This window comes from Amycolatopsis sp. WAC 04182, assembly GCF_003947465.1.
Lineage (GTDB): Bacteria > Actinomycetota > Actinomycetes > Mycobacteriales > Pseudonocardiaceae > Amycolatopsis.
Window position 1 is genome coordinate 397,590 of sequence record NZ_QHJJ01000005.1, and the last position, 16,449, is coordinate 414,038.

23 protein-coding genes are annotated in these 16,449 nt (G+C 69.6%); 13 read left to right on the forward strand and 10 right to left on the reverse strand.

Features of this window, described 5'->3' with window-relative positions; all coding sequences use genetic code 11:
* Positions 1-13: 13 nt before the first annotated feature.
* Positions 14-811, reverse strand: a complete 798-nt coding sequence (locus tag DMH01_RS27880; protein WP_125680159.1) for an NAD(P)H-dependent oxidoreductase — start codon at positions 809-811, stop codon at positions 14-16.
* Between the two features lie 43 nt (positions 812-854).
* Between DMH01_RS27880 and DMH01_RS27885 the strand changes: the two genes are divergently transcribed.
* The 5 genes from DMH01_RS27885 (at position 855) to DMH01_RS27905 (ending at position 5,197) form a co-directional block, all read left to right on the forward strand.
* A complete protein-coding gene (locus DMH01_RS27885) occupies positions 855-1,865 on the forward strand; it encodes a GlxA family transcriptional regulator (RefSeq protein ID WP_199745649.1) in 1,011 nt (336 codons plus the stop codon).
* A gap of 52 nt (positions 1,866-1,917) precedes the next feature.
* On the forward strand, positions 1,918-2,616 hold the full coding sequence (locus tag DMH01_RS27890) for a lysoplasmalogenase family protein (RefSeq protein WP_125680161.1): 699 nt from the start codon (positions 1,918-1,920) through the stop codon (positions 2,614-2,616).
* A 67-nt stretch (positions 2,617-2,683) separates the two neighbouring features.
* Entirely contained in the window at positions 2,684-3,001 is a 318-nt protein-coding gene (locus DMH01_RS27895; protein WP_125680427.1) for a helix-turn-helix transcriptional regulator, read from the forward strand.
* Entirely contained in the window at positions 2,998-3,435 is a 438-nt protein-coding gene (locus DMH01_RS27900; RefSeq protein ID WP_125680162.1) for an SRPBCC family protein, read from the forward strand. The genes DMH01_RS27895 and DMH01_RS27900 overlap by 4 nt, the downstream gene beginning before the upstream one ends.
* Before the next feature lie 4 nt (positions 3,436-3,439).
* Entirely contained in the window at positions 3,440-5,197 is a 1,758-nt protein-coding gene (locus tag DMH01_RS27905; protein ID WP_125680163.1) for a prolyl oligopeptidase family serine peptidase, read from the forward strand.
* Here the strand turns inward: DMH01_RS27905 and DMH01_RS27910 are convergent.
* The 5 genes from DMH01_RS27910 to DMH01_RS27930 form a co-directional block, all read right to left on the reverse strand.
* Positions 5,194-5,619 (reverse strand): VOC family protein, encoded by a 426-nt coding sequence (locus DMH01_RS27910; protein ID WP_125680164.1) that lies wholly within the window; start codon positions 5,617-5,619, stop codon positions 5,194-5,196. The genes DMH01_RS27905 and DMH01_RS27910 overlap by 4 nt on opposite strands.
* Positions 5,620-5,676: 57 nt before the next feature.
* The gene (locus DMH01_RS27915) at positions 5,677-6,300 is read right to left on the reverse strand and encodes a LysE family transporter (RefSeq protein WP_125680165.1); all 624 of its coding nucleotides are present in this window, start codon (positions 6,298-6,300) and stop codon (positions 5,677-5,679) included.
* A 202-nt stretch (positions 6,301-6,502) separates the two neighbouring features.
* Positions 6,503-6,838, reverse strand: a complete 336-nt coding sequence (trxA, locus tag DMH01_RS27920) for a thioredoxin (protein ID WP_125680166.1) — start codon at positions 6,836-6,838, stop codon at positions 6,503-6,505.
* Positions 6,839-7,234: a MerR family transcriptional regulator gene (locus DMH01_RS27925; RefSeq protein ID WP_125680167.1), complete on the reverse strand. Its 396-nt coding sequence runs from the start codon at positions 7,232-7,234 to the stop codon at positions 6,839-6,841.
* 42 nt (positions 7,235-7,276) lie between these two features.
* The gene (locus DMH01_RS27930) at positions 7,277-7,672 is read right to left on the reverse strand and encodes a nitroreductase/quinone reductase family protein (RefSeq protein ID WP_125680168.1); all 396 of its coding nucleotides are present in this window, start codon (positions 7,670-7,672) and stop codon (positions 7,277-7,279) included.
* 27 nt (positions 7,673-7,699) lie between these two features.
* Between DMH01_RS27930 and DMH01_RS27935 the strand changes: the two genes are divergently transcribed.
* Both DMH01_RS27935 and DMH01_RS27940 read left to right on the forward strand, forming a co-directional pair.
* Positions 7,700-8,530, forward strand: coding sequence for an alpha/beta fold hydrolase (locus DMH01_RS27935; protein ID WP_125680169.1), 831 nt, complete (start codon positions 7,700-7,702; stop codon positions 8,528-8,530).
* Complete coding sequence (locus DMH01_RS27940; RefSeq protein WP_125680170.1) at positions 8,527-8,931, forward strand: histidine phosphatase family protein; 405 nt, start codon at positions 8,527-8,529, stop codon at positions 8,929-8,931. The genes DMH01_RS27935 and DMH01_RS27940 overlap by 4 nt, the downstream gene beginning before the upstream one ends.
* Here the strand turns inward: DMH01_RS27940 and DMH01_RS27945 are convergent.
* Genes DMH01_RS27945 through DMH01_RS27955 form a run of 3 tightly spaced genes read right to left on the reverse strand, consistent with a single transcriptional unit; the run spans position 8,928 to position 11,236 of the window.
* Positions 8,928-9,398, reverse strand: a complete 471-nt coding sequence (locus DMH01_RS27945) for a hypothetical protein (protein WP_125680171.1) — start codon at positions 9,396-9,398, stop codon at positions 8,928-8,930. The genes DMH01_RS27940 and DMH01_RS27945 overlap by 4 nt on opposite strands.
* A gap of 55 nt (positions 9,399-9,453) precedes the next feature.
* The gene (locus tag DMH01_RS27950; RefSeq protein ID WP_125680172.1) at positions 9,454-10,065 is read right to left on the reverse strand and encodes a gamma carbonic anhydrase family protein; all 612 of its coding nucleotides are present in this window, start codon (positions 10,063-10,065) and stop codon (positions 9,454-9,456) included.
* 55 nt (positions 10,066-10,120) lie between these two features.
* On the reverse strand, positions 10,121-11,236 hold the full coding sequence (locus DMH01_RS27955; RefSeq protein ID WP_199745650.1) for a C40 family peptidase: 1,116 nt from the start codon (positions 11,234-11,236) through the stop codon (positions 10,121-10,123).
* A gap of 80 nt (positions 11,237-11,316) precedes the next feature.
* Here DMH01_RS27955 and DMH01_RS27960 point away from each other — a divergent pair, with 80 nt between their 5' ends.
* The 6 genes from DMH01_RS27960 to DMH01_RS27985 all read left to right on the forward strand — a co-directional run bounded on the left by DMH01_RS27960 (position 11,317) and on the right by DMH01_RS27985 (position 15,466).
* Positions 11,317-12,141, forward strand: a complete 825-nt coding sequence (locus tag DMH01_RS27960; RefSeq protein ID WP_125680173.1) for a biotin--[acetyl-CoA-carboxylase] ligase — start codon at positions 11,317-11,319, stop codon at positions 12,139-12,141.
* Between the two features lie 97 nt (positions 12,142-12,238).
* Positions 12,239-12,814, forward strand: coding sequence for a PH domain-containing protein (locus tag DMH01_RS27965; protein WP_125680174.1), 576 nt, complete (start codon positions 12,239-12,241; stop codon positions 12,812-12,814).
* Positions 12,814-13,746: a hydroxymethylglutaryl-CoA lyase gene (locus tag DMH01_RS27970; protein WP_125680175.1), complete on the forward strand. Its 933-nt coding sequence runs from the start codon at positions 12,814-12,816 to the stop codon at positions 13,744-13,746. Before DMH01_RS27965 ends, DMH01_RS27970 begins: the two co-directional genes overlap by 1 nt.
* Complete coding sequence (locus tag DMH01_RS27975; protein ID WP_125680176.1) at positions 13,743-14,324, forward strand: GNAT family N-acetyltransferase; 582 nt, start codon at positions 13,743-13,745, stop codon at positions 14,322-14,324. The genes DMH01_RS27970 and DMH01_RS27975 overlap by 4 nt, the downstream gene beginning before the upstream one ends.
* Before the next feature lie 69 nt (positions 14,325-14,393).
* Positions 14,394-15,194, forward strand: coding sequence for a TNT domain-containing protein (locus DMH01_RS27980; RefSeq protein ID WP_125680177.1), 801 nt, complete (start codon positions 14,394-14,396; stop codon positions 15,192-15,194).
* Positions 15,191-15,466 (forward strand): hypothetical protein, encoded by a 276-nt coding sequence (locus DMH01_RS27985; protein WP_037316053.1) that lies wholly within the window; start codon positions 15,191-15,193, stop codon positions 15,464-15,466. The genes DMH01_RS27980 and DMH01_RS27985 overlap by 4 nt, the downstream gene beginning before the upstream one ends.
* A 182-nt stretch (positions 15,467-15,648) precedes the next feature.
* Here the strand turns inward: DMH01_RS27985 and hisN are convergent, their stop codons facing one another.
* Positions 15,649-16,437 (reverse strand): histidinol-phosphatase, encoded by a 789-nt coding sequence (hisN, locus tag DMH01_RS27990; protein WP_125680178.1) that lies wholly within the window; start codon positions 16,435-16,437, stop codon positions 15,649-15,651.
* Positions 16,438-16,449 lie beyond the last annotated feature (12 nt).

A 16,449-nucleotide genomic window follows, 5' to 3' on the forward strand; every position in this document is an offset into this window, starting at 1 on the left:
ATGTGCTTTGAGGCTAATATAACTGTGGACTAATATCGGGCCAAACGTCGAGGTGGACGCCGATCCCGCCCCGCCCCGGCGCGAGTTCCTCACGCAGCACCAGATCGTCGTCGTAGTCGCCGCCGTTCTGGTGACGGAACGGGATCGGGTCCTGAGTGGCCAGCGTCCGCAGCCGTTCGCGCAGCGATGCGGCGGCGGCTTCGTAGTGCTCCGGCGAAACGCGGTCGGCGCCGCAGATCGTCAGCGGGGGAAGGACGGACATGCCCGCGTACCAGAGTGTCCCGTGCTGCAACGGGAACAGCAGGTCGCCGATATCGCCGTTCACCCCGCGCGGGCCGATCGTGGCCTCCGGTGCTCCCGCGGTCAGCACGACCATCGCGCGCTTCCCGGCCAGCGCTCCTTCGCCGTAGCGCGCCGTCCGGCCGTCGGGGCGCTGGACACCGTAGGCGAAACCCTTCACGAAGACGCGGTCGAACCAGCCCTTGAGGATGGCGGGCATTCCGTACCACCACAGCGGGAATTGGATGATCACGGTGTCCGCCCACGCCAGCTTTTCGTGCTCGGCGCGGATGTCCTCGCCGAGTTCGCCGGTCTGAAAGGCTTTCTTCGACGTCGAGCCGACGATGAGCCGGTCCGGGGAAGCGGCCCGGCCGAAGTCGTCGGCGTCGACGACGGCCTTCCACTTCATCGCGTACAGATCGGATTCCCGGACGTCGGCGCCCTGCGCGCGGAGGGCGCGCAACCCCTCGTCGCGCAGCGAGCCGCTGAGGGAGCGGGGTTCCGGATGGGCGAAGATCCACAGCACGTTCATGGTCCCACCGTCGCGCGTTCTCCCGGCCGGGACGAGTGGCCCGATGGACAACATGTGCAAGAATCGAGCCATGGGCTTTTTCGTGCATCCCGGCCGCCATCGGGTCGCCGTGCTGGTCCGCCACGGAATGCTGGTGATGGAGCTGGGCATCGTCACCCGGCTGTTCGGCACGGCGAAGTCCGCCGACGGCGAGCCGCTCTACGAGGTCGTCACCTGCACGCCGGAACCCGGCCGGATCCGGACCGACGCCGACGTCACGATCTCGGTGGCGCACGGCCCGGAGGTGCTGGCCGAGGCCGACACCGTCGTCATCCCGGCGTCGTCCACCGAATACGAACCGTCGGGGCACGACCTCACCGAACCGCTCGCGCGGGCGCTGGAGCTGATCCGGCCGGAAGCGAGGATCGCGTCGATTTGCACGGGTGCCTTCGTGCTCGCCGCCGCCGGGCTGCTCGATGGCCGGAAGGCGACCACGCACTGGCGATCGGCGCTGGACTTCCAGGCGAAGTTCCCGAAGGTCGACCTCGATCCCAACGTGCTCTACACCGACGACGGGAACGTCCTGACCGCGGCGGGCGTCGCGTCCGGGATCGACCTCTGCCTGCACATGATCCGCTGTGATCACGGTGCCGCGATCGCGAACGAGGTCGCGCGCGGCACGGTCGTCTCGCCGCACCGCGAGGGCGGGCAGGCGCAGTTCATCCGGCGGCCGGTGCCGGAGCCGCAGTCCTCCTCGACGGCGGCGGCACGGGCCTGGGCGCTGGAGAACCTCGACCGGCCGCTGACACTGCGCGAGCTGGCGGCGAAAGAGGCGATGAGCACGAGGACGTTCACGCGGCGGTTTCGCGACGAGGTCGGGATTTCGGCGTTGCAGTGGCTGACCCAGCAGCGGATCGAACGGGCCCGTCAGCTGCTCGAAGAGACCGATCTGCCGGTGGACAAGGTCGCCACCGAAGCGGGTTTCGGCACCGCCGCGTCGCTGCGCCAACATCTGCAGGCGGCGTTGGGGGTTTCGCCGAGCGCGTATCGGAACACCTTCCGCGAAGCCGTCTGAAAGCAGCTGACCTCCTGGTAACTTACCCGGAAATAAGTTCCGGAGGTGGTCTGTGAAAGCCCTCAAGTTCGCCGAACGGGTGTTGTTCGGCGCCGCCGCGATCGGCACGGTGTACTCCGCGAGGACTGGCAATCGGAAGCTGCAACTCGCGACCAAGCCCGCCGCGGTCCCGGTGCTCGCCGCCAGGGTCGCGCGTTCGCGGGGGCTCGCGGCGGGGGAGAAGGGCCTGCTCGTCGCCGCGTTGATCGCGGCGGGCGCGGGCGACCACTTCATGGGCCGGTCCGACGAAGACCGCCAGCTGATCAAGGGCGCGACGTCGTTCGGGGTCATGCAGGTGCTGTACTCCGCGATGTTGTGGCGTCGCGGTGCTCGCCCGCGCGCGGCGACCGCGCCGCCCCGGCTGGCGGCATGGGCGGCGGCCGCGGTCGCGATGGCGTTGCCGAAGCCGTCTCCGGTCTCTTCGGTGCTTTCGGTCTACGGAGGCCTGCTGAGCACGACGTCGACCCTCGCGGCCGACCCGGTGCTGGCGCCGAAGGCCAAGGTCGCGGGCGGGATGGTGGTCCCGTCGGGTGATCGCCGCACCTGGATCGCCGCCGGCGCGCTGTTGTTCTCCGCGTCGGATCTGGCGATTCTGATCCGCCGCAACTTCGTCACCAGCGAGCGGGTGCGGGCCAATCTCGAAACCTTCGTGCTGACTTCGTACCTCGCGTCGCAGTGGCTCCTCGTCGAAGGCATGACCGCGGAAGACTAAAAAGTTAAGCATCTACTTGACTATCGCTCGGCGTGGGCGGATAGTTAAGCATGTGCCTAACCAACGCATGGACCAGGTGTTCAAGGCGCTTTCCGACGGAACGCGCCGCGAAATGATCGAGCGCCTCACCCAAGGACCAGCCTCGGTGGGGGAGCTCGCGCAGCCGTTGTCGATGTCGCTGCCCGCCGTGATGCAGCACCTCCAGGTGCTGGAGGCCAGCGGGCTCGTCCGGTCCGAGAAGGCGGGGCGCGTCCGCACCTGCCACCTCGAACCGGACGGGCTGCGGATGGCCGAGGACTGGCTCGGCGGGCAGCGCACCGGCTGGGAACACCGGCTCGATCGCCTTGGCGGCCATCTGGGCTCCGACGAAGGGAAAAGGTCATGACCGTCAAACACGCCACTTTCACCCTTGAGCGCGTCTACCCCGTGGCGCCGGAACGCGTTTTCGCCGCTTGGTCGGATCCGGCCGCGAAAGCCGGTTGGATCACCGTGCCCGGTGGCGGGCACTCCCTGGACTTCCGGGTCGGCGGCCGCGAGGTCATCAGCGGCCCCGCCGACGGCAAGCGGATGGTCTTCGAAGCCCGCTACGAGGACATCGCGGAAAACGAGCGGATCGTCTACGCGGGGACGCTCTCCGCGGACGACGTCCTGGCGACCGTTTCGGTCACGACGATCCTGCTCGAAGCCGAGGAAGGCGGCACCCGGCTGACGTTGATCGAGCAGGGCACCTTCCTCGACGGCCACGAAGAACCGGCATGGCGAGAGCAGGGCACGGGTGACTGGCTCGATGCGCTGGGGAAGGCTTTGTCGGCAGTATGAACACATGCTGACCGCTGAGCTGATCGTCGACAGCCGCTTCCCCTCGAATCCCGAGCTCTCCCCGGACGGGCGGTGGGTCGCCTACCAGGTCGACACCATCGCGAAGGGCGCCCCCGAGATCTGGCTCGCGGAAGGCGATCGACAGCCTCGGAAGGTGGCCGAGGGCTCTTCGCCGAAGTGGTCGTCGGGTTCCCTCTACTTTCTGCGGGACGGCCGGATCCACTCTGTGGACGGGCCGCTGTTCGCCTGGCGGAGCGAGATCACCGCGTTTCTTCCGCTGCGCGACCGGATCGTGTTCATCGCCGAGGACGAGACGCCCGCCGCGGAAATCTGGGTCTGGAGTGAAAGCCTCCGTCCGGCACGGTTGCGGAGCTTCGACCCGCGAACCGGTGAGATCACGACGCTGGTCGAGGACCACGTGGTCGCCGTCGCGGGCCGCCAAGACGACAAAGCACTCGCCGTGGTGACCTGGCCGACCCCGGAACCCGATCCCGGCGGGCTCGAACCCCGGCTTTCCTTGCTGGACCTGGAAACCGGGGAACGGCGTGACCTCGGCCGGGCCGCGTTCGAAGCCACCTGCCCCGTCTGGTGGCGGGACGAGGGCGGCTGGCACGTCGCGTACCTCGGGAATCCGGAACTGGTGGGCGGCAGGGCGGTCTTCGACGTGCCCGTGGAAACGGGGGAACACCGGAACCTGACACCGGAATCGGCCTGCCCGATCAGGCTCGCGCAGGTCGATTCCGGTGCTCCGCTGATGCTCGTCGCCGACGGCCTCGACACGGCCCTTCACCGGCTCGGGTCCGGCGAAGTGTCGTTGTGGAGCGGACAAGCCGATGCACTGGCCTCGAACGGTGAAATCGTGGTCACCGTGCTGAGCACCGCTCATCGTCCAAAGGATGTCCACTGTGGACCTGTGGGAGGCGCCCTGACGCGGGTCAGCGACACGGCGCCGGAGTTCGGAGAGATTTCGTGGGGCTCTCAGGAACGGTTGTCCTACAAGGCGTCCGACGGCCTCGCGTTGGACGGACTGCTCGTTCTGCCGCCGGGAAAGACCCGGGCCGATGGACCTTTCTCGCTGATCACGCGGGTTCACGGCGGACCGTACGACCGGTCCGCGGACGGCTTCATGCTGAGCTGGTACCCGTCGGCGCAATGGCTGGCCTTGGCGGGACACGCCGTCTTCCTGCCGAATCCCCGTGGGGGACAAGGCCATGGGCACGAATTCGCCGCCTCCGTCGCCGGCCGGGTAGGCCTGGAGGAATGGAGCGACCTCGAGACAGGGATCGATCTCCTCGTCGCCGAAGGAGTGGCCGATCCGGAGCGGCTCGGGATCGCGGGCGGGAGTCACGGCGGATTCATGACGGCTTGGGCCGTCGGGCAGACCCGCCGGTTCAAGGCGGCGCTGATGGTCGCCGGGATCTGTGACTGGGGAATGCTCGCCGCGACCGGTGAACTCGGCCCGCTGGTGGAAGCCGGGCACGGCGGGAGTGTCGGCTGGGAAGGGATCGGCCCGCACCGGCACGATCAGCGCAGCCCGATCTCCTACGCGTCGAAGATCGAGACCCCCGTGCTGATCGTGCACGGTGCGGACGACACCAACGTCCCGTTGTCCCAGGCGGAATTCTTCCACCGCGCGCTACGCCACTTCGGCGTCGAACACGACCTTGTCGTGTATCCCGGCGAAGGGCATTCACTCCGCGGACGTGATCACCAGCGGGATCTGCTCCGCCGCACTCGCGAGTGGTTCGCGCGGTTGCTTTAGCTCTGCGGGGCTCCGAAGACGTACGTGCCGAAGGTCCATTCGTAGCCTTCGAGGTCGTCGACGCGGCAGCGGTAGTTGCCCCATTCGGTATTCACCGGTTCCCAGACCGGCGTCGCGCCGGCCTCGATGGCGGAGGCGAAAACGGCGTCCACGGCTTCCTGTGTCGGAAGGCTCACGTAGAGGCCGTGGCCGACGGTTTCGCCCTTGCGTGCCGGGCGGTCGTAGTCCTCTTCCGCGCTGAACACGACGATCCCGACCCCGCCGAGCCGCAGTTCCGCATGCAGGATCAGGCCTTTGTCGTCGGGGAACTCCATGACGGTCTCGAAGCCGAAGGCGCGTTCGAGCCAGCGAAGGGCCTTGGGAGCGTCGCTGTAGGCGAGGTAGGAGTGGAGGGAAGCGATGCGTTCCTGGGTTTCGGTCATGGGCACAGCCTCGCAACCGATGCGGACAACCACGGTCCTCGATTCCCGGCGATTTCTTCACCAGAGCAGCCGCAGACCGAGCACGGTGATGAGCGCGCTCGACGCCAGCGCGGTCACCAGCCGTCCCCGGCGTCCGGTCAACGCTTTGCCGAGCACGGCGCCGCCGCCCGCGAGGAACAGTTGCCAGCTGGCCGACGCCGCGAACGCCGCCGCCGCGAAGACCACGTGTTCCGCTCCGCTCGCCGCGGCCATGTCCTCGCTGCCGAGTACGAGCGCCGCGAAGTAGACCACCGTCGTCGGGTTCAGCAGCGTGATCCCGAGCAGGCTCACGTAGGCCTTCACCGGTCCGATCGTGCCCGGCTGCGTCACCTCGGCTTTCGCGGAGTCGCGGAAGTTCCGGATCCCGCTGAGTCCGATGTGGACGGCCAGCGCGAGCAGCACCACCACCGATGTCCAGCGCAGCGGTACGGCGATCGGCTCGATGACGCGAATGAGCCTGCCGCCGCCGAGAACCGCGACCAGCGCGTACAACCCGTCGGCCGTGGCGACACCGAGCGCGGCGTACGCGCCGATCTTGAGGCCTGATCTTGCCGTCAACACCACGAGATAGGTCGCGACCGCGCCCACCGGGATGGCGATGCCATACCCGGCGAGCAGGCCCGCGACGAGCGCGGCGCTCACGGCCGGACTGGTGCCGGCCTCCGCCAGGACCCGGCCTGCTGCTGCACCCGCACCCGTCGGACGACGGAGGACGGGGTCAGGAAGGCGAGGGTCGAAGTCATGGGAGAAGGATGCGAACGGACGGCGCCCGGCGCAACACAATTACGCCCGGTTCGCGATGGGGCTCGTGAGTGGTAAGGACGGTTAGAACCGTCCTTACCACTCACGAGAGGGCGGGTTGGAGAGCGGCGTCCAGGTCGGCCAGCAGCTTGGCCTTCGGCCGGGCGCCGACGGTCGTCCACACGGGACGCCCACCCCGGAAAAGGATCAGCGTCGGCAGCGACATGACCTGATAATTCCTTGCCGTGAGCGGGTTCTCGTCGGAATTGAGCTTGCGGATGAGCAGCGAGCCGGCACGTTCCTCGGCGATCTCCGCGAGCACCGGCGCGATCATGTGGCAGGGCGGGCACCATTGCGCCCAGAAGTCCACCAGGACGGGCGTGTCCTGATCCAGGACGAGCTCTTGGAAGGTTTCGTCGGTGACGACGGACAGGGACATTCAGGCCTCCTCGTTTCGCGGCACGACGACACACGGTCCGGGCGGCGTTTTCAGCGCGCCCGCCAGCTTGGTCAGCAGGCTTTCCCGCACGTCGTCGAGCCGGGCCAGACAGGCGTCCACCTCGGCGAGTTTGCGTTGGTAGACCTCGATCGAATCGGCGCACGAGTCACCGGTCTCGTGCCCGGCGCGCAGGCACTCGACGAACGGCCTGGTGTCTTCGAGGCTGAGCCCGACCGCTTGGAGGGTCAGGATCTCGTTCACCAGGCGGTAGTCGTCCTCGTCGTACTCCCGGTAGCCGTTCGACGCGCGCCGTGCGTCGAGAAGCCCTTGTGACTCATAGAAACGCAGCGCGCGGGTGGTGGTTCCGGTGCGCGCGGCGAGTTCGCCGATCCGCATGGAGCCGAGCGTAAACCTTGCCCTTGGCGTCAAGGCAAACGTTCAGTCGTCGAGATCGACCCGGATGGTGAGGAGGTTCGTGCCGATCGCCCGCACGGCGGCGCTGTTGACCGTGGGCAGGGTCTTCAGCCGGGCGCGGGCGTCGTCTTCGTGAAGTAGCCGCGCCGTTCCGGTGTGCCACCGGCCCTTGAGCCGGACCCTGACCCGCGGATCGGCCTGGATGTTGCGGACGTACTGCGATTTCTCGCCGAACTCCGAGACGATCCAGAAGGAGCGGCCCACCCGGCGGCCCCCGATCGGCGTCCGCCGGGGCTCACCGGACTTGCGGCCGGTGGTCTCCAGGATCGGCTGGGCCGGAAGGCGGACGAGGATCGGGTTGCCGACGTGGCGCTGAAAGGTCGTGGCCACGCGGTGCTTGATCTCGTGATAGCGGGACATGGGTCCAGGGTGCCCTACGCTCGGGCCATGGTGAACGAGTCCGACGTGGACCTGGGGGACGGGACCACACTGCACACGCACGACACGGGCGGGGCCGGTTGGGCCGTCTTCTGGCACCACGGCACCCCGAACATCGGCGCCCCGCCGGTCCCGCTGTTCGCCGCCGCCGAGCGGCTCGGGCTGCGATGGGTCTCCTACGACCGGCCCGGTTACGGCGGTTCCTCGCCACGGCCCGGCCGGGATGTCGCGTCGGCGGCGTCGGACGTCGAGAAGATCGCCGACGCCCTGGGGATCGAGCGGTTCGCGGTCTTCGGACATTCCGGAGGCGGACCGCACGCGTTCGCCTGCGCGGCCCTGTTACCGGAACGGGTGACGGCGATGATCTGCGTCGCGAGTCTGGCTCCGTACGACGCCGAGGGGCTGGACTGGTTCGCGGGGATGGGCGCGGCGGGAGCCGCCTCTCTGCGTGCCGCCGTGGCGGGCCGGGAGGAAAAGGAGCGGTACGAGGCGACCGCCGAATACGACGCCGAGATGTTCACCCCGGCGGATCACGCGGCCCTGGCGGGTGACTGGAACTGGGTACTCGACGTGGTCGGCCCCGCCGTCGAAGGCGGGCCCGGCGCGCTGATCGACGACGATCTCGCGTACGTCGCGCCGTGGGGATTCGAGCCGTCCGACGTCCAGGCCCCGATCCTGCACCTGCACGGTGGCGCGGACCGGATCGTGCCGGCCGCGCACGGCGAATGGCTGACCCGGCGGTGCGCCACGGCCGAGTCGCGCCTCTTTCCGGAGGACGGGCACGTCTCGGTCCTCCGGCACGGGGAGGCCGCACTCGAATGGCTTGCCGAGCGCGCGTGAGCTGCGACGTCGTCCTGATCCGGCACGCCGAGTCCGTCCCGCCTTCGCCGGGAAGGCCCGACGATCCGGCGCGATCACTGACCGCGGCGGGCGCGGCGGCCGCGGAACTGCTCGCGCACGAGCTGGCCGCGATGAAGCCGACGGCGGTCGTGTCGAGCCCGTACCGGCGAGCGGTCGCGACGGTCGAGCCCGCGGCCAGGAAGGCAGGGCTCGAAGTCACGACCCGCTGGGAGCTCCGCGAGTGGGACTCGGGCTTGGAGCCGACACCGGACTACGCCGGGCACTACGAGCGCAGCTGGGCGGATCCGGATTTCGCGCGGCCGGGCGGCGAGAGCCTGCGTCAGCTGACGGCGCGCGCGATGGCCGCCGTCGATCGGCTGCGCTGGCCCCACGAGCGCTAACCGTCGCCGAAAGCGGCGCGAAGCGACCTCTCGTAGTCCTGCCGCGAGAACGTCAGATCACCGATGCTGCCGTAATCCCAGTCGCGGTACGTATTACGCAGAGCCGACCAAGTCACCGTGTCGTCGTCGGCCACGATCTTCGCCACCAACGCCCAGCAGTCGTCGATACCGCAAGTGCATCCCAGCAAGAGGTGCTCGTCGTCTTCGACGCCGTGCGGAACGCGATCCGGCGCTCCGCCGAGGAGATGCTCGGCGGAAAGCCTCGTCGAGGGAGCGTAATCCCCGGCGAGCAGGGGTGCGGGCTCCGACGGGCATTCCTCGATGCTCTCCTTCTGTTCCGCGAGCGCGCCGGGAAGTTCGGCCTCGCGCACCAGCTCCAGGAAGGAAACGCCGTCGATCAGGAATTCAAGCGACGTTCGCCGCTCGGCAGGTCTCCGGGAGACCCGGCGGAACTCGATCGAACGCATGGGCGCCACGGTAACCGCCGGTGCCGGCGCCCAGGGGTGTCTTGGCCGGTTGAGGTCAGAGCACGACGTCGTTCTGGTGGGCACCGAGTTCGGCCGAGCGTGTTTCGGTGGCGTGTTCGGCGCGCCGGATCCGGTCGGTCCATGTCGCTGTGGCACCGAACGCGGTTTCGGCGAAGCCCACTTCGCGGATGGCGTCGGGCAAGGCCGGATCGCCGGCGGTGAGCAGCCGGACCGGGTTGCCCAGCGCGACCGTGAAGGGTGGCACGAAGTACTCGGCCGGGGTCTCGGTGCGCGCGTGCACCAGGGCACCGACCGCGACGGTGGTGCCCTCGGCGAGCCGCGCGGTCTGCAGCACGGTCACCGCTGTCGCCAGGTAGGAGCACCGGCCGACGGTGCAGCCCAGCAAGGTCGCGTGCGGGCCGACGAGTACGTGATCGCCGACGTCGACCGGTTGTGGTCCGGCCACCGCGGACGCGCGGAGCACGGCGTGCTCGCCGATGATGCTGTATTCGCCGATCGTCACCCGTGAGCCTTCGGCGTCCACCACGGCGCCCGACAGGACCCGTGCGTGGGCGGCCACTTCCACGTCCCCGATGAGGGTCGCGGTCGGTGCCACGTAGGCGTCGGCGTGTACCCGGGGCTCCCGGTCACGATGTCGAATGCGCATGTCCGGACGCTACGAAGGGATCACCTGCGTGGCTGGCGGTTTTCCGACGTGGCGTTCAGGCCGCGGGCCGACCCGCGCCGGTGTAGTCGTCGCCCTTCGAGTGATACGTGTGGATCTGGACCGCCTGGCCCTGGGTGGGCGCGTTGATCATCAGCCCGTTCCCGAGATACAGCCCGACGTGGTGGATGCGCGTCGCCGGGCTCCCGTAGAACACGAGGTCCCCGAGTTTCGGCTCACCGGACACCTGCGGCAGCGCCCGGAACTGGCTGTCCGCGGTCCGCGGGAGCGAGATCCCGGCTTCGTCGTAGGACTTCTTGGTCAGACCGGAGCAGTCGAAGCCCGCCGCGCCCGCCTCGGGGCCGTTGCCGCCCCACACGTACGGGAGTCCCAGCTGGCCGAGGGCGAACCGGGTCGCCTTCACGGCAGGGCTGCCGGAACGAGCCGGGTCGAGGGACAGGGTCGCGTACAGCTGAGCGTTGCCCAGGACGCGCTGGCGGAACAGTTCGGCGTCGTTGCCCTTGCCGCCCTGGTAGCCGGCGATGGCCTTCCACCAGCCGTTGCCGCCGCCGAGGTCGGCCCCGGAAGCGCACAGGGCGCGGCCGGCGGCGACCGAGGCGGAGTCGGGATCGGTGAGCGCGGGCTTCGCGATGCCGGGGATCGACGCGCCGTGCTTCTTCCACTGCTGCGCCGACAGGCCGAGGGGGTTGTCGCCGCCGCGTCCGTGGTTCGAGCTCGCCGCGCCGATTCCGGCGAGGGTGACCCAGGACAGGTGACAGTTCGGCTGCTCGCCGCGCAGTGCCAGTTCACCGTTCGCGTACCCCATGAGCGACTTCGCCGGGATGTCGAGCGCCCCGGCGAGCTTGTCGGCCCACTCTTCGAGGGGGCGGGCGCCCTTCGGCGTCTCCTGCGCCTTCACCGGCGCGCTGACTTCGAGCACCGACGGGCCCGCGCCGCCGCCGACGGTGGCCGGGTCCTGCTTGGCCGCCGGAACGGGGATCGGCTGACGCCCGTCAGCGGGTGCGGGATCGTTGCCGCCCGCGAGCAGCCAGCCCGCCGTCGCGAGCCCCGCGACCAGGGGGAGGGCGACCAGGCCGCGCATCGCCACGCCGTGCGCCCACGACTTCTTCCGGCTGGTTTCGGGCGCGCTCGGGGCCGGGTCGGGCTCAGTCACGCCGTCCAGGTTATTGGAGACCACCTCTGCGTAACGAGCGAACGCCTTGCACGTTAGGGGGACTCTCATATTCTGGACGAATGAGTGAGACGGGAGCGCTCGACGCAGGGCGTCTGGGTGCCACGCTGTCCGGCCGGTACGCCGCGATCCAGGTCGTGGCGAGTACCGGGTCCACCAACGCCGACCTGCGGGAAGCCGCCGCGAAGGGCGCCGAAGACCGCACCGTGCTGATCGCCGAAGAGCAGACGGCCGGAGTCGGCCGTCGCGCGCGGCAGTGGGCCTCGCCGAAGGGATCGGGCCTCTACGTCAGTGTCCTGCTGCGTCCCGGCGGCGTTCCGTTCGCCAATTTGGGTTCACTTTCCGTGGTCGCGGGCCTCGCGGTCCGGGAGGTCGCCGCGGGCCTCGGCGTCGACGCCGTCCTCAAGTGGCCGAACGACGTCCTCGCCGGTCCCGAACGCGCCAAATGCGCGGGCATCCTGGCGGAGGCCGTCGCCGGCGACGACACCACCGTGATCCTCGGCATCGGCCTGAACGTGCTGCCGCTCGGCGAAAACGTCCCGGCCGGGCCCGGCGGCCTGCCCGCGACCTCGCTGGCCGAAGAGGGAGCGACGGAGACCGATCGCGCCGAGATCGCCTCACGGCTGCTCACCGGTTTCGACGAGCTCGAACGCCGCTGGCGGCTCGCCGGAGGGTCACTGGCCGAGGCCGGACTGCTCGGGGACTACCGGCGGCATTGCGCCACGCTCGGCCAGGACGTCGAGGTCCAGCTGCCCGACGGTTCGGCGCTGACCGGGCGCGCCGCCGACATCGATCCCGCCGGCCAGCTCCAGGTCGACGTTCCGGGTGGTGAGCGGTACACGGTGTTCGCCGGCGACGTCGTCCACGTGCGGCCCGCCAAGGCCTGATCCGTGCGTCTCGATTTCCGGCGTCTCCTCTTCCGCCGGGACCGTTCGCCGGTACGGTGAGCTCACCAGCGCCGAACACACTTTGGGAGCGTCCGTCGTGGCCTATCCGGACGATTTGCTCAGCGAAAACGAGCACGTCGTGGTGCACAGTCACCCGCATTTCAAGATGCTGATCTTCCCGTTCCTCGCGCTGATCGTCACGCTCGGCGTGGGGATATGGCTGGCCGTCGTCGCGAAGGACGCGACGGCCCCGTGGGACCTGATCTCCGAGATCGCGATCGCCGCGGTCGGGCTCGGCCTCGTCGTGTGGCTCTTCCTGGCACCGTTCGTCCGCTGGCGCACGACGCATTTCATCGTGACCACGGACCGGCTGATCGCCCGCGAAGGCGTGCTCAAGCGGACCGGGATCGACATCCCGCTGTCGCGGATCAACAGCGTCCAGTTCGAGCACGGGCTGCTGGACCGCGTGTTCGGCTGCGGCACGCTGGTGATCGAGTCCGCTTCGGACGAACCGCTGAAGTTCGACGACATCCCCAAGGTCGAGCGGGTGCACACGGTCATCTACCGCGAAGTCAACGACAACCCGTACGACGACTTCGCGCCGGGCGCGCCGCAGCAGACCGAACCGCTGCCGCCGCAGGGGAACCCGCCGCGCGGAAACCGGCGCCGCTGATGGGCACGCGAGAGCTGGGGCTGCCCGACCGTGTCCCGTCGGCCGCCGCGTTGCCGGAGCGGGTGACGATCTGGGAGGTCGGTCCGCGTGACGGTCTCCAGAACGAGAAGTCGATCGTCCCGGTCGAGGTCAAACTGGAGTTCCTGGACAAGCTCGCCGGCGCCGGGCTGACCACGCTCGAGGCGACCAGTTTCGTGAGCCCGAAATGGGTGCCGCAGCTCGCCGACGCCGAGCAACTCCTGGCCGGGCTCGAAAAGCGCGAAGGCGTCCGGTACCCGGTGCTCGTCCCGAACGAACGCGGGCTGGACAGGGCGCTGGAGGCCGGGGTCTCGCATATCGCGATCTTCGCCAGCGCCACCGAAACCTTCGCCAAGAAGAACCTCAACTCGACGGTGGACGACCAGTTCGCGATGTTCGAGCCGGTCGTCACCAGGGCGCGGGCCGAAGGTCTCGACGTCCGCGGGTACGTGTCGATGTGCTTCGGCGACCCGTGGGAGGGTGCCGTCCCGGCCGAGCAGGTCGCCGGAGTGGGTAAACGGCTCCTCGACCTCGGCTGCTCGCAGCTCTCGCTCGGCGACACCATCGGCGTCGCCACCGCGGGCCAGGTCGAGGCGCTGATCGGGCAGTTCGCCGACGTCGGCACCCTGGCCGTCCATTTCCACGACACCTACGGCCAGGCGCTCGCGAACACGCTGGCCGCCCTCCGCTGCGGCGTGTCCACTGTGGACTCCTCCGCCGGCGGCCTCGGTGGCTGCCCGTACGCCGAATCGGCCACCGGGAACCTCGCCACCGAAGATCTCGTGTGGATGCTCGACGGTCTCGGCGTCGAAACCGGAGTCGACCTCGACGCCTTGGTCGCGACGAGCAAGTGGATGGCCGGGAAGCTGGGCAGGCCGAGCCCGTCCCGGGTGGTCAACGCGCTCGCCGGATGAGGTTCGCGGAACTCACGGACGAGACCTGGCCGCTGTTCGAGCGGCTGTTCGGGCCCGGTGGCGTGCAGGGCGGCTGTTGGTGCGCCTTCTTCCGGCTGACCGGGCCCGAGTTCAAACAGGCGGGCAAGGACGGCCGCAAGGCGCACGTCCGCGCCGAGGTCGCCGCCGGGAAACCGTTGGGGCTGCTGGCCTTGGCCGACGACGAGCCACTCGGCTGGGTCGCCGTCTCACCCCGGCCGGACAACCCGCGGCTGGAGAGGTCACCGGTCGCGGCGTCGCCGGGAGAGCAGGCCGGGGTCTGGTCGGTGACGTGCTTCTACATCGGAAGGAAGAGTCGCCGCCAAGGGCTCTCCACCGCCTTGCTGCGGGCGGCGGTCGACTTCGCGGCCGAGCGCGGGGCGCGCGTCGTCGAGGGTTACCCCGTCGAGGTACTGGGGAAACGACCGGGCGCGGATCTGTACCACGGCACGGTGAGCACGTTCGCGAAGGCGGGATTCGAACTCGTCGAACGCCGTCCGCCCGCGCGAGCCTTGATGCGCTTTCGGGTATCCGCCGACGAGAACGCCGGTCGGCGCTAAGGTCGTAACGCGTCCTGTCCGCTGCCTCCCCCGTTCACCGGTGGGGTCCGATTCCTTGGGGGAGGTGCGGTGACCGATCCGAGCGAGGCCGGAACGGGCCCCATCCGGCTGCCTGCCGGGTACGACGCCCCGACCCCGCCGCACGGGGCGCGCGCTCCGTACGCGCCTTCGCCGTGGCCGCCCGCGGTGGCGCCGCTGCGAGTGCCGTTTCCGCCCCAGCCCGTCGCTCCGCCGCCCATGGGGGCTTTGAGGACCGAGCGGGAGAGCGTGATCGCGCTGTTCCTCGTGCACATGTTCCCCATCGGGCATCTTCCGGTCGCGATGGGGAAACCCGCGCGCCAGTTGCCGCTCCCCGAGGGCGGTTCCGGCCCGCAGGACCATCCCGAGGCGGACGTGCTCGACGACCTGGACGCCTTGTCCCACGTCAGCAGCGGTTTCCGGCGCTCGCCGACGGCTCCGGGCGTCGCGCCCCCGGCGGAGTTGACCAGGGGCCACGATCCGTGGGGCGGAATGTCCGAAGAGGACTGGAAAGCGCGTTTCGTGACCGGGACGGGCTACCTATGGCCGGACGACGCCGGCCCGGCGAGGCCGGTGATGCTCGAAGCGGGCACTCATCTCGACCGCTTCGGGGATCAGCACGGCCGGGTGTTCGCCGAGGACGCCACCTTGTTCTCGATGCGTTCGCTGCCACCCGATCAGGTCACCTCGTACCGGCGTTACCGCGTCGTGCGGGCACTGCCGGTCTGGCGCTCGGTGGCGGCCGGATGGTTCGGCCAGCCCGGCGGCGGGGTGCGCTTCCGCACGGTGCTGGGCGCCGATGAACTCGTCACGCTGGGCTTCCTGGCGGACGTCACGGGGGAGGTTCGGTGAACACGGGGACGATCCTGCGGTGGCTGGCCGCACTGGGTGTGCCGCCCGAAGTGGTGTCGGTCGGCGCGGAGACGGACAACGCGTGGTGCCTCATGCGCACCGAGGAGGAAGGTGCCGAGCCCGCCTGGGAGGTCTTCTGGCGTGAGCAGGGCAACCGGTACGACTGGGCGCGGTTCACCAGCGAACAGGTCGCCTGCCACTACCTCTTCGGACGTCTCGCCTGGTCGCAGGTCGCGCGCGGCGCCGTCGGCCTGCTGCCCGGGGCGCAGTGACCCGTCTTGGTCAGGGGAGTTGCGAAAGCCACTTTCGCAACGTTGAAGGTTGCGAAAGTGGCTTTCGCAACGCGGCCCACCCCGGCAGCCAGAGGCATGACACCCGCGCGCAGTGACACCCCGATGCGCGTGAAGGCCCCCTTCCCTCGGCTCAGCCGAGGGAAGGGGGCCTTCACGCGCGTTCAGCGCTTCAGGATCGCCAAGACCTCGTCGTGGAGCAGGCCGTTCGTCGAGAGCGCCGAGCCGTTGTCGTAGCGCGCTTCGCCGTTCAGGTCGCTGAATCGGCCACCGGCTTCGGTGATCAGCACCTGGGCCGCGGCGACGTCCCACGGGTTCACGACGCATTCCGCGGTGACGTCGAGCGCGCCCTCGGCGACCAGGCAGTGGTGCCAGAAATCGCCGAACGCGCGGCTTTCCCAACAGGCGTTCACGAGGTCGAGGTACTTCTCGCGGGAGTGGTACTCCACCCACGAATTCAGGTCCGTTGTGGACAGATACGCGTCTTCGAGCGACGCGACCTTCGACACCGAGATGCGACGTTCCCCGGCGGAGTCGCTCATCCAGGCACCATCGCCGGCGGCGGCCCACCAGCGGCGGCCGAGCAGCGGCGCGCTGATCATCCCCACCACGGGCGTGCCGTCTTCGACCAGCGCGATCAGCGTCGCCCAGACCGGGACACCGCGCAGGAAGTTCTTGGTCCCGTCGATCGGGTCGAGCACCCAGGCGCGGCCGGTCGCCGCGGTGCCGCCGCGTTCCTCGCCGAGCACCGTGTCGGCCGGCCGGTCCGCGGCGAGGATCGCGCGGATGGCGTCCTCGACGGCGGTGTCCGCGTCGGTGACCGGCGTCCGGTCGGGTTTGCGTTCCACGGCCAGGTCGAGCGCGCGGAACCGGGCGGTGGTGATGGCGTCGGCGGCGTCGGCCAGCCGGGTGGCGAGTTCCAGATCATTCTCGTAGCCAGGCACGGTGACGATGGTTTCACGCCC

Excerpts from the sequence above, each read along its gene's own strand:
- trxA (WP_125680166.1), bottom strand. The coding sequence starts at position 6,838 with ATGTCCCTGTCCGTCGTCACCGACGAAACCTTCCAAGAGCTCGTCCTG.
- DMH01_RS27880 (WP_125680159.1), bottom strand. The coding sequence starts at position 811 with ATGAACGTGCTGTGGATCTTCGCCCATCCGGAACCCCGCTCCCTCAGC.
- DMH01_RS27950 (WP_125680172.1), bottom strand. The coding sequence starts at position 10,065 with ATGCGCATTCGACATCGTGACCGGGAGCCCCGGGTACACGCCGACGCC.
- DMH01_RS27925 (WP_125680167.1), bottom strand. The coding sequence starts at position 7,234 with ATGCGGATCGGCGAACTCGCCGCGCGCACCGGAACCACCACCCGCGCG.
- DMH01_RS27905 (WP_125680163.1), top strand. The coding sequence starts at position 3,440 with ATGCTGACCGCTGAGCTGATCGTCGACAGCCGCTTCCCCTCGAATCCC.
- DMH01_RS27930 (WP_125680168.1), bottom strand. The coding sequence starts at position 7,672 with ATGTCCCGCTATCACGAGATCAAGCACCGCGTGGCCACGACCTTTCAG.
- DMH01_RS27935 (WP_125680169.1), top strand. The coding sequence starts at position 7,700 with ATGGTGAACGAGTCCGACGTGGACCTGGGGGACGGGACCACACTGCAC.
- DMH01_RS27895 (WP_125680427.1), top strand. The coding sequence starts at position 2,684 with ATGGACCAGGTGTTCAAGGCGCTTTCCGACGGAACGCGCCGCGAAATG.
- DMH01_RS27960 (WP_125680173.1), top strand. The coding sequence starts at position 11,317 with ATGAGTGAGACGGGAGCGCTCGACGCAGGGCGTCTGGGTGCCACGCTG.
- DMH01_RS27945 (WP_125680171.1), bottom strand. The coding sequence starts at position 9,398 with ATGCGTTCGATCGAGTTCCGCCGGGTCTCCCGGAGACCTGCCGAGCGG.
- DMH01_RS27885 (WP_199745649.1), top strand. The coding sequence starts at position 855 with ATGGACAACATGTGCAAGAATCGAGCCATGGGCTTTTTCGTGCATCCC.
- DMH01_RS27975 (WP_125680176.1), top strand. The coding sequence starts at position 13,743 with ATGAGGTTCGCGGAACTCACGGACGAGACCTGGCCGCTGTTCGAGCGG.
- DMH01_RS27900 (WP_125680162.1), top strand. The coding sequence starts at position 2,998 with ATGACCGTCAAACACGCCACTTTCACCCTTGAGCGCGTCTACCCCGTG.
- DMH01_RS27970 (WP_125680175.1), top strand. The coding sequence starts at position 12,814 with ATGGGCACGCGAGAGCTGGGGCTGCCCGACCGTGTCCCGTCGGCCGCC.
- DMH01_RS27910 (WP_125680164.1), bottom strand. The coding sequence starts at position 5,619 with ATGACCGAAACCCAGGAACGCATCGCTTCCCTCCACTCCTACCTCGCC.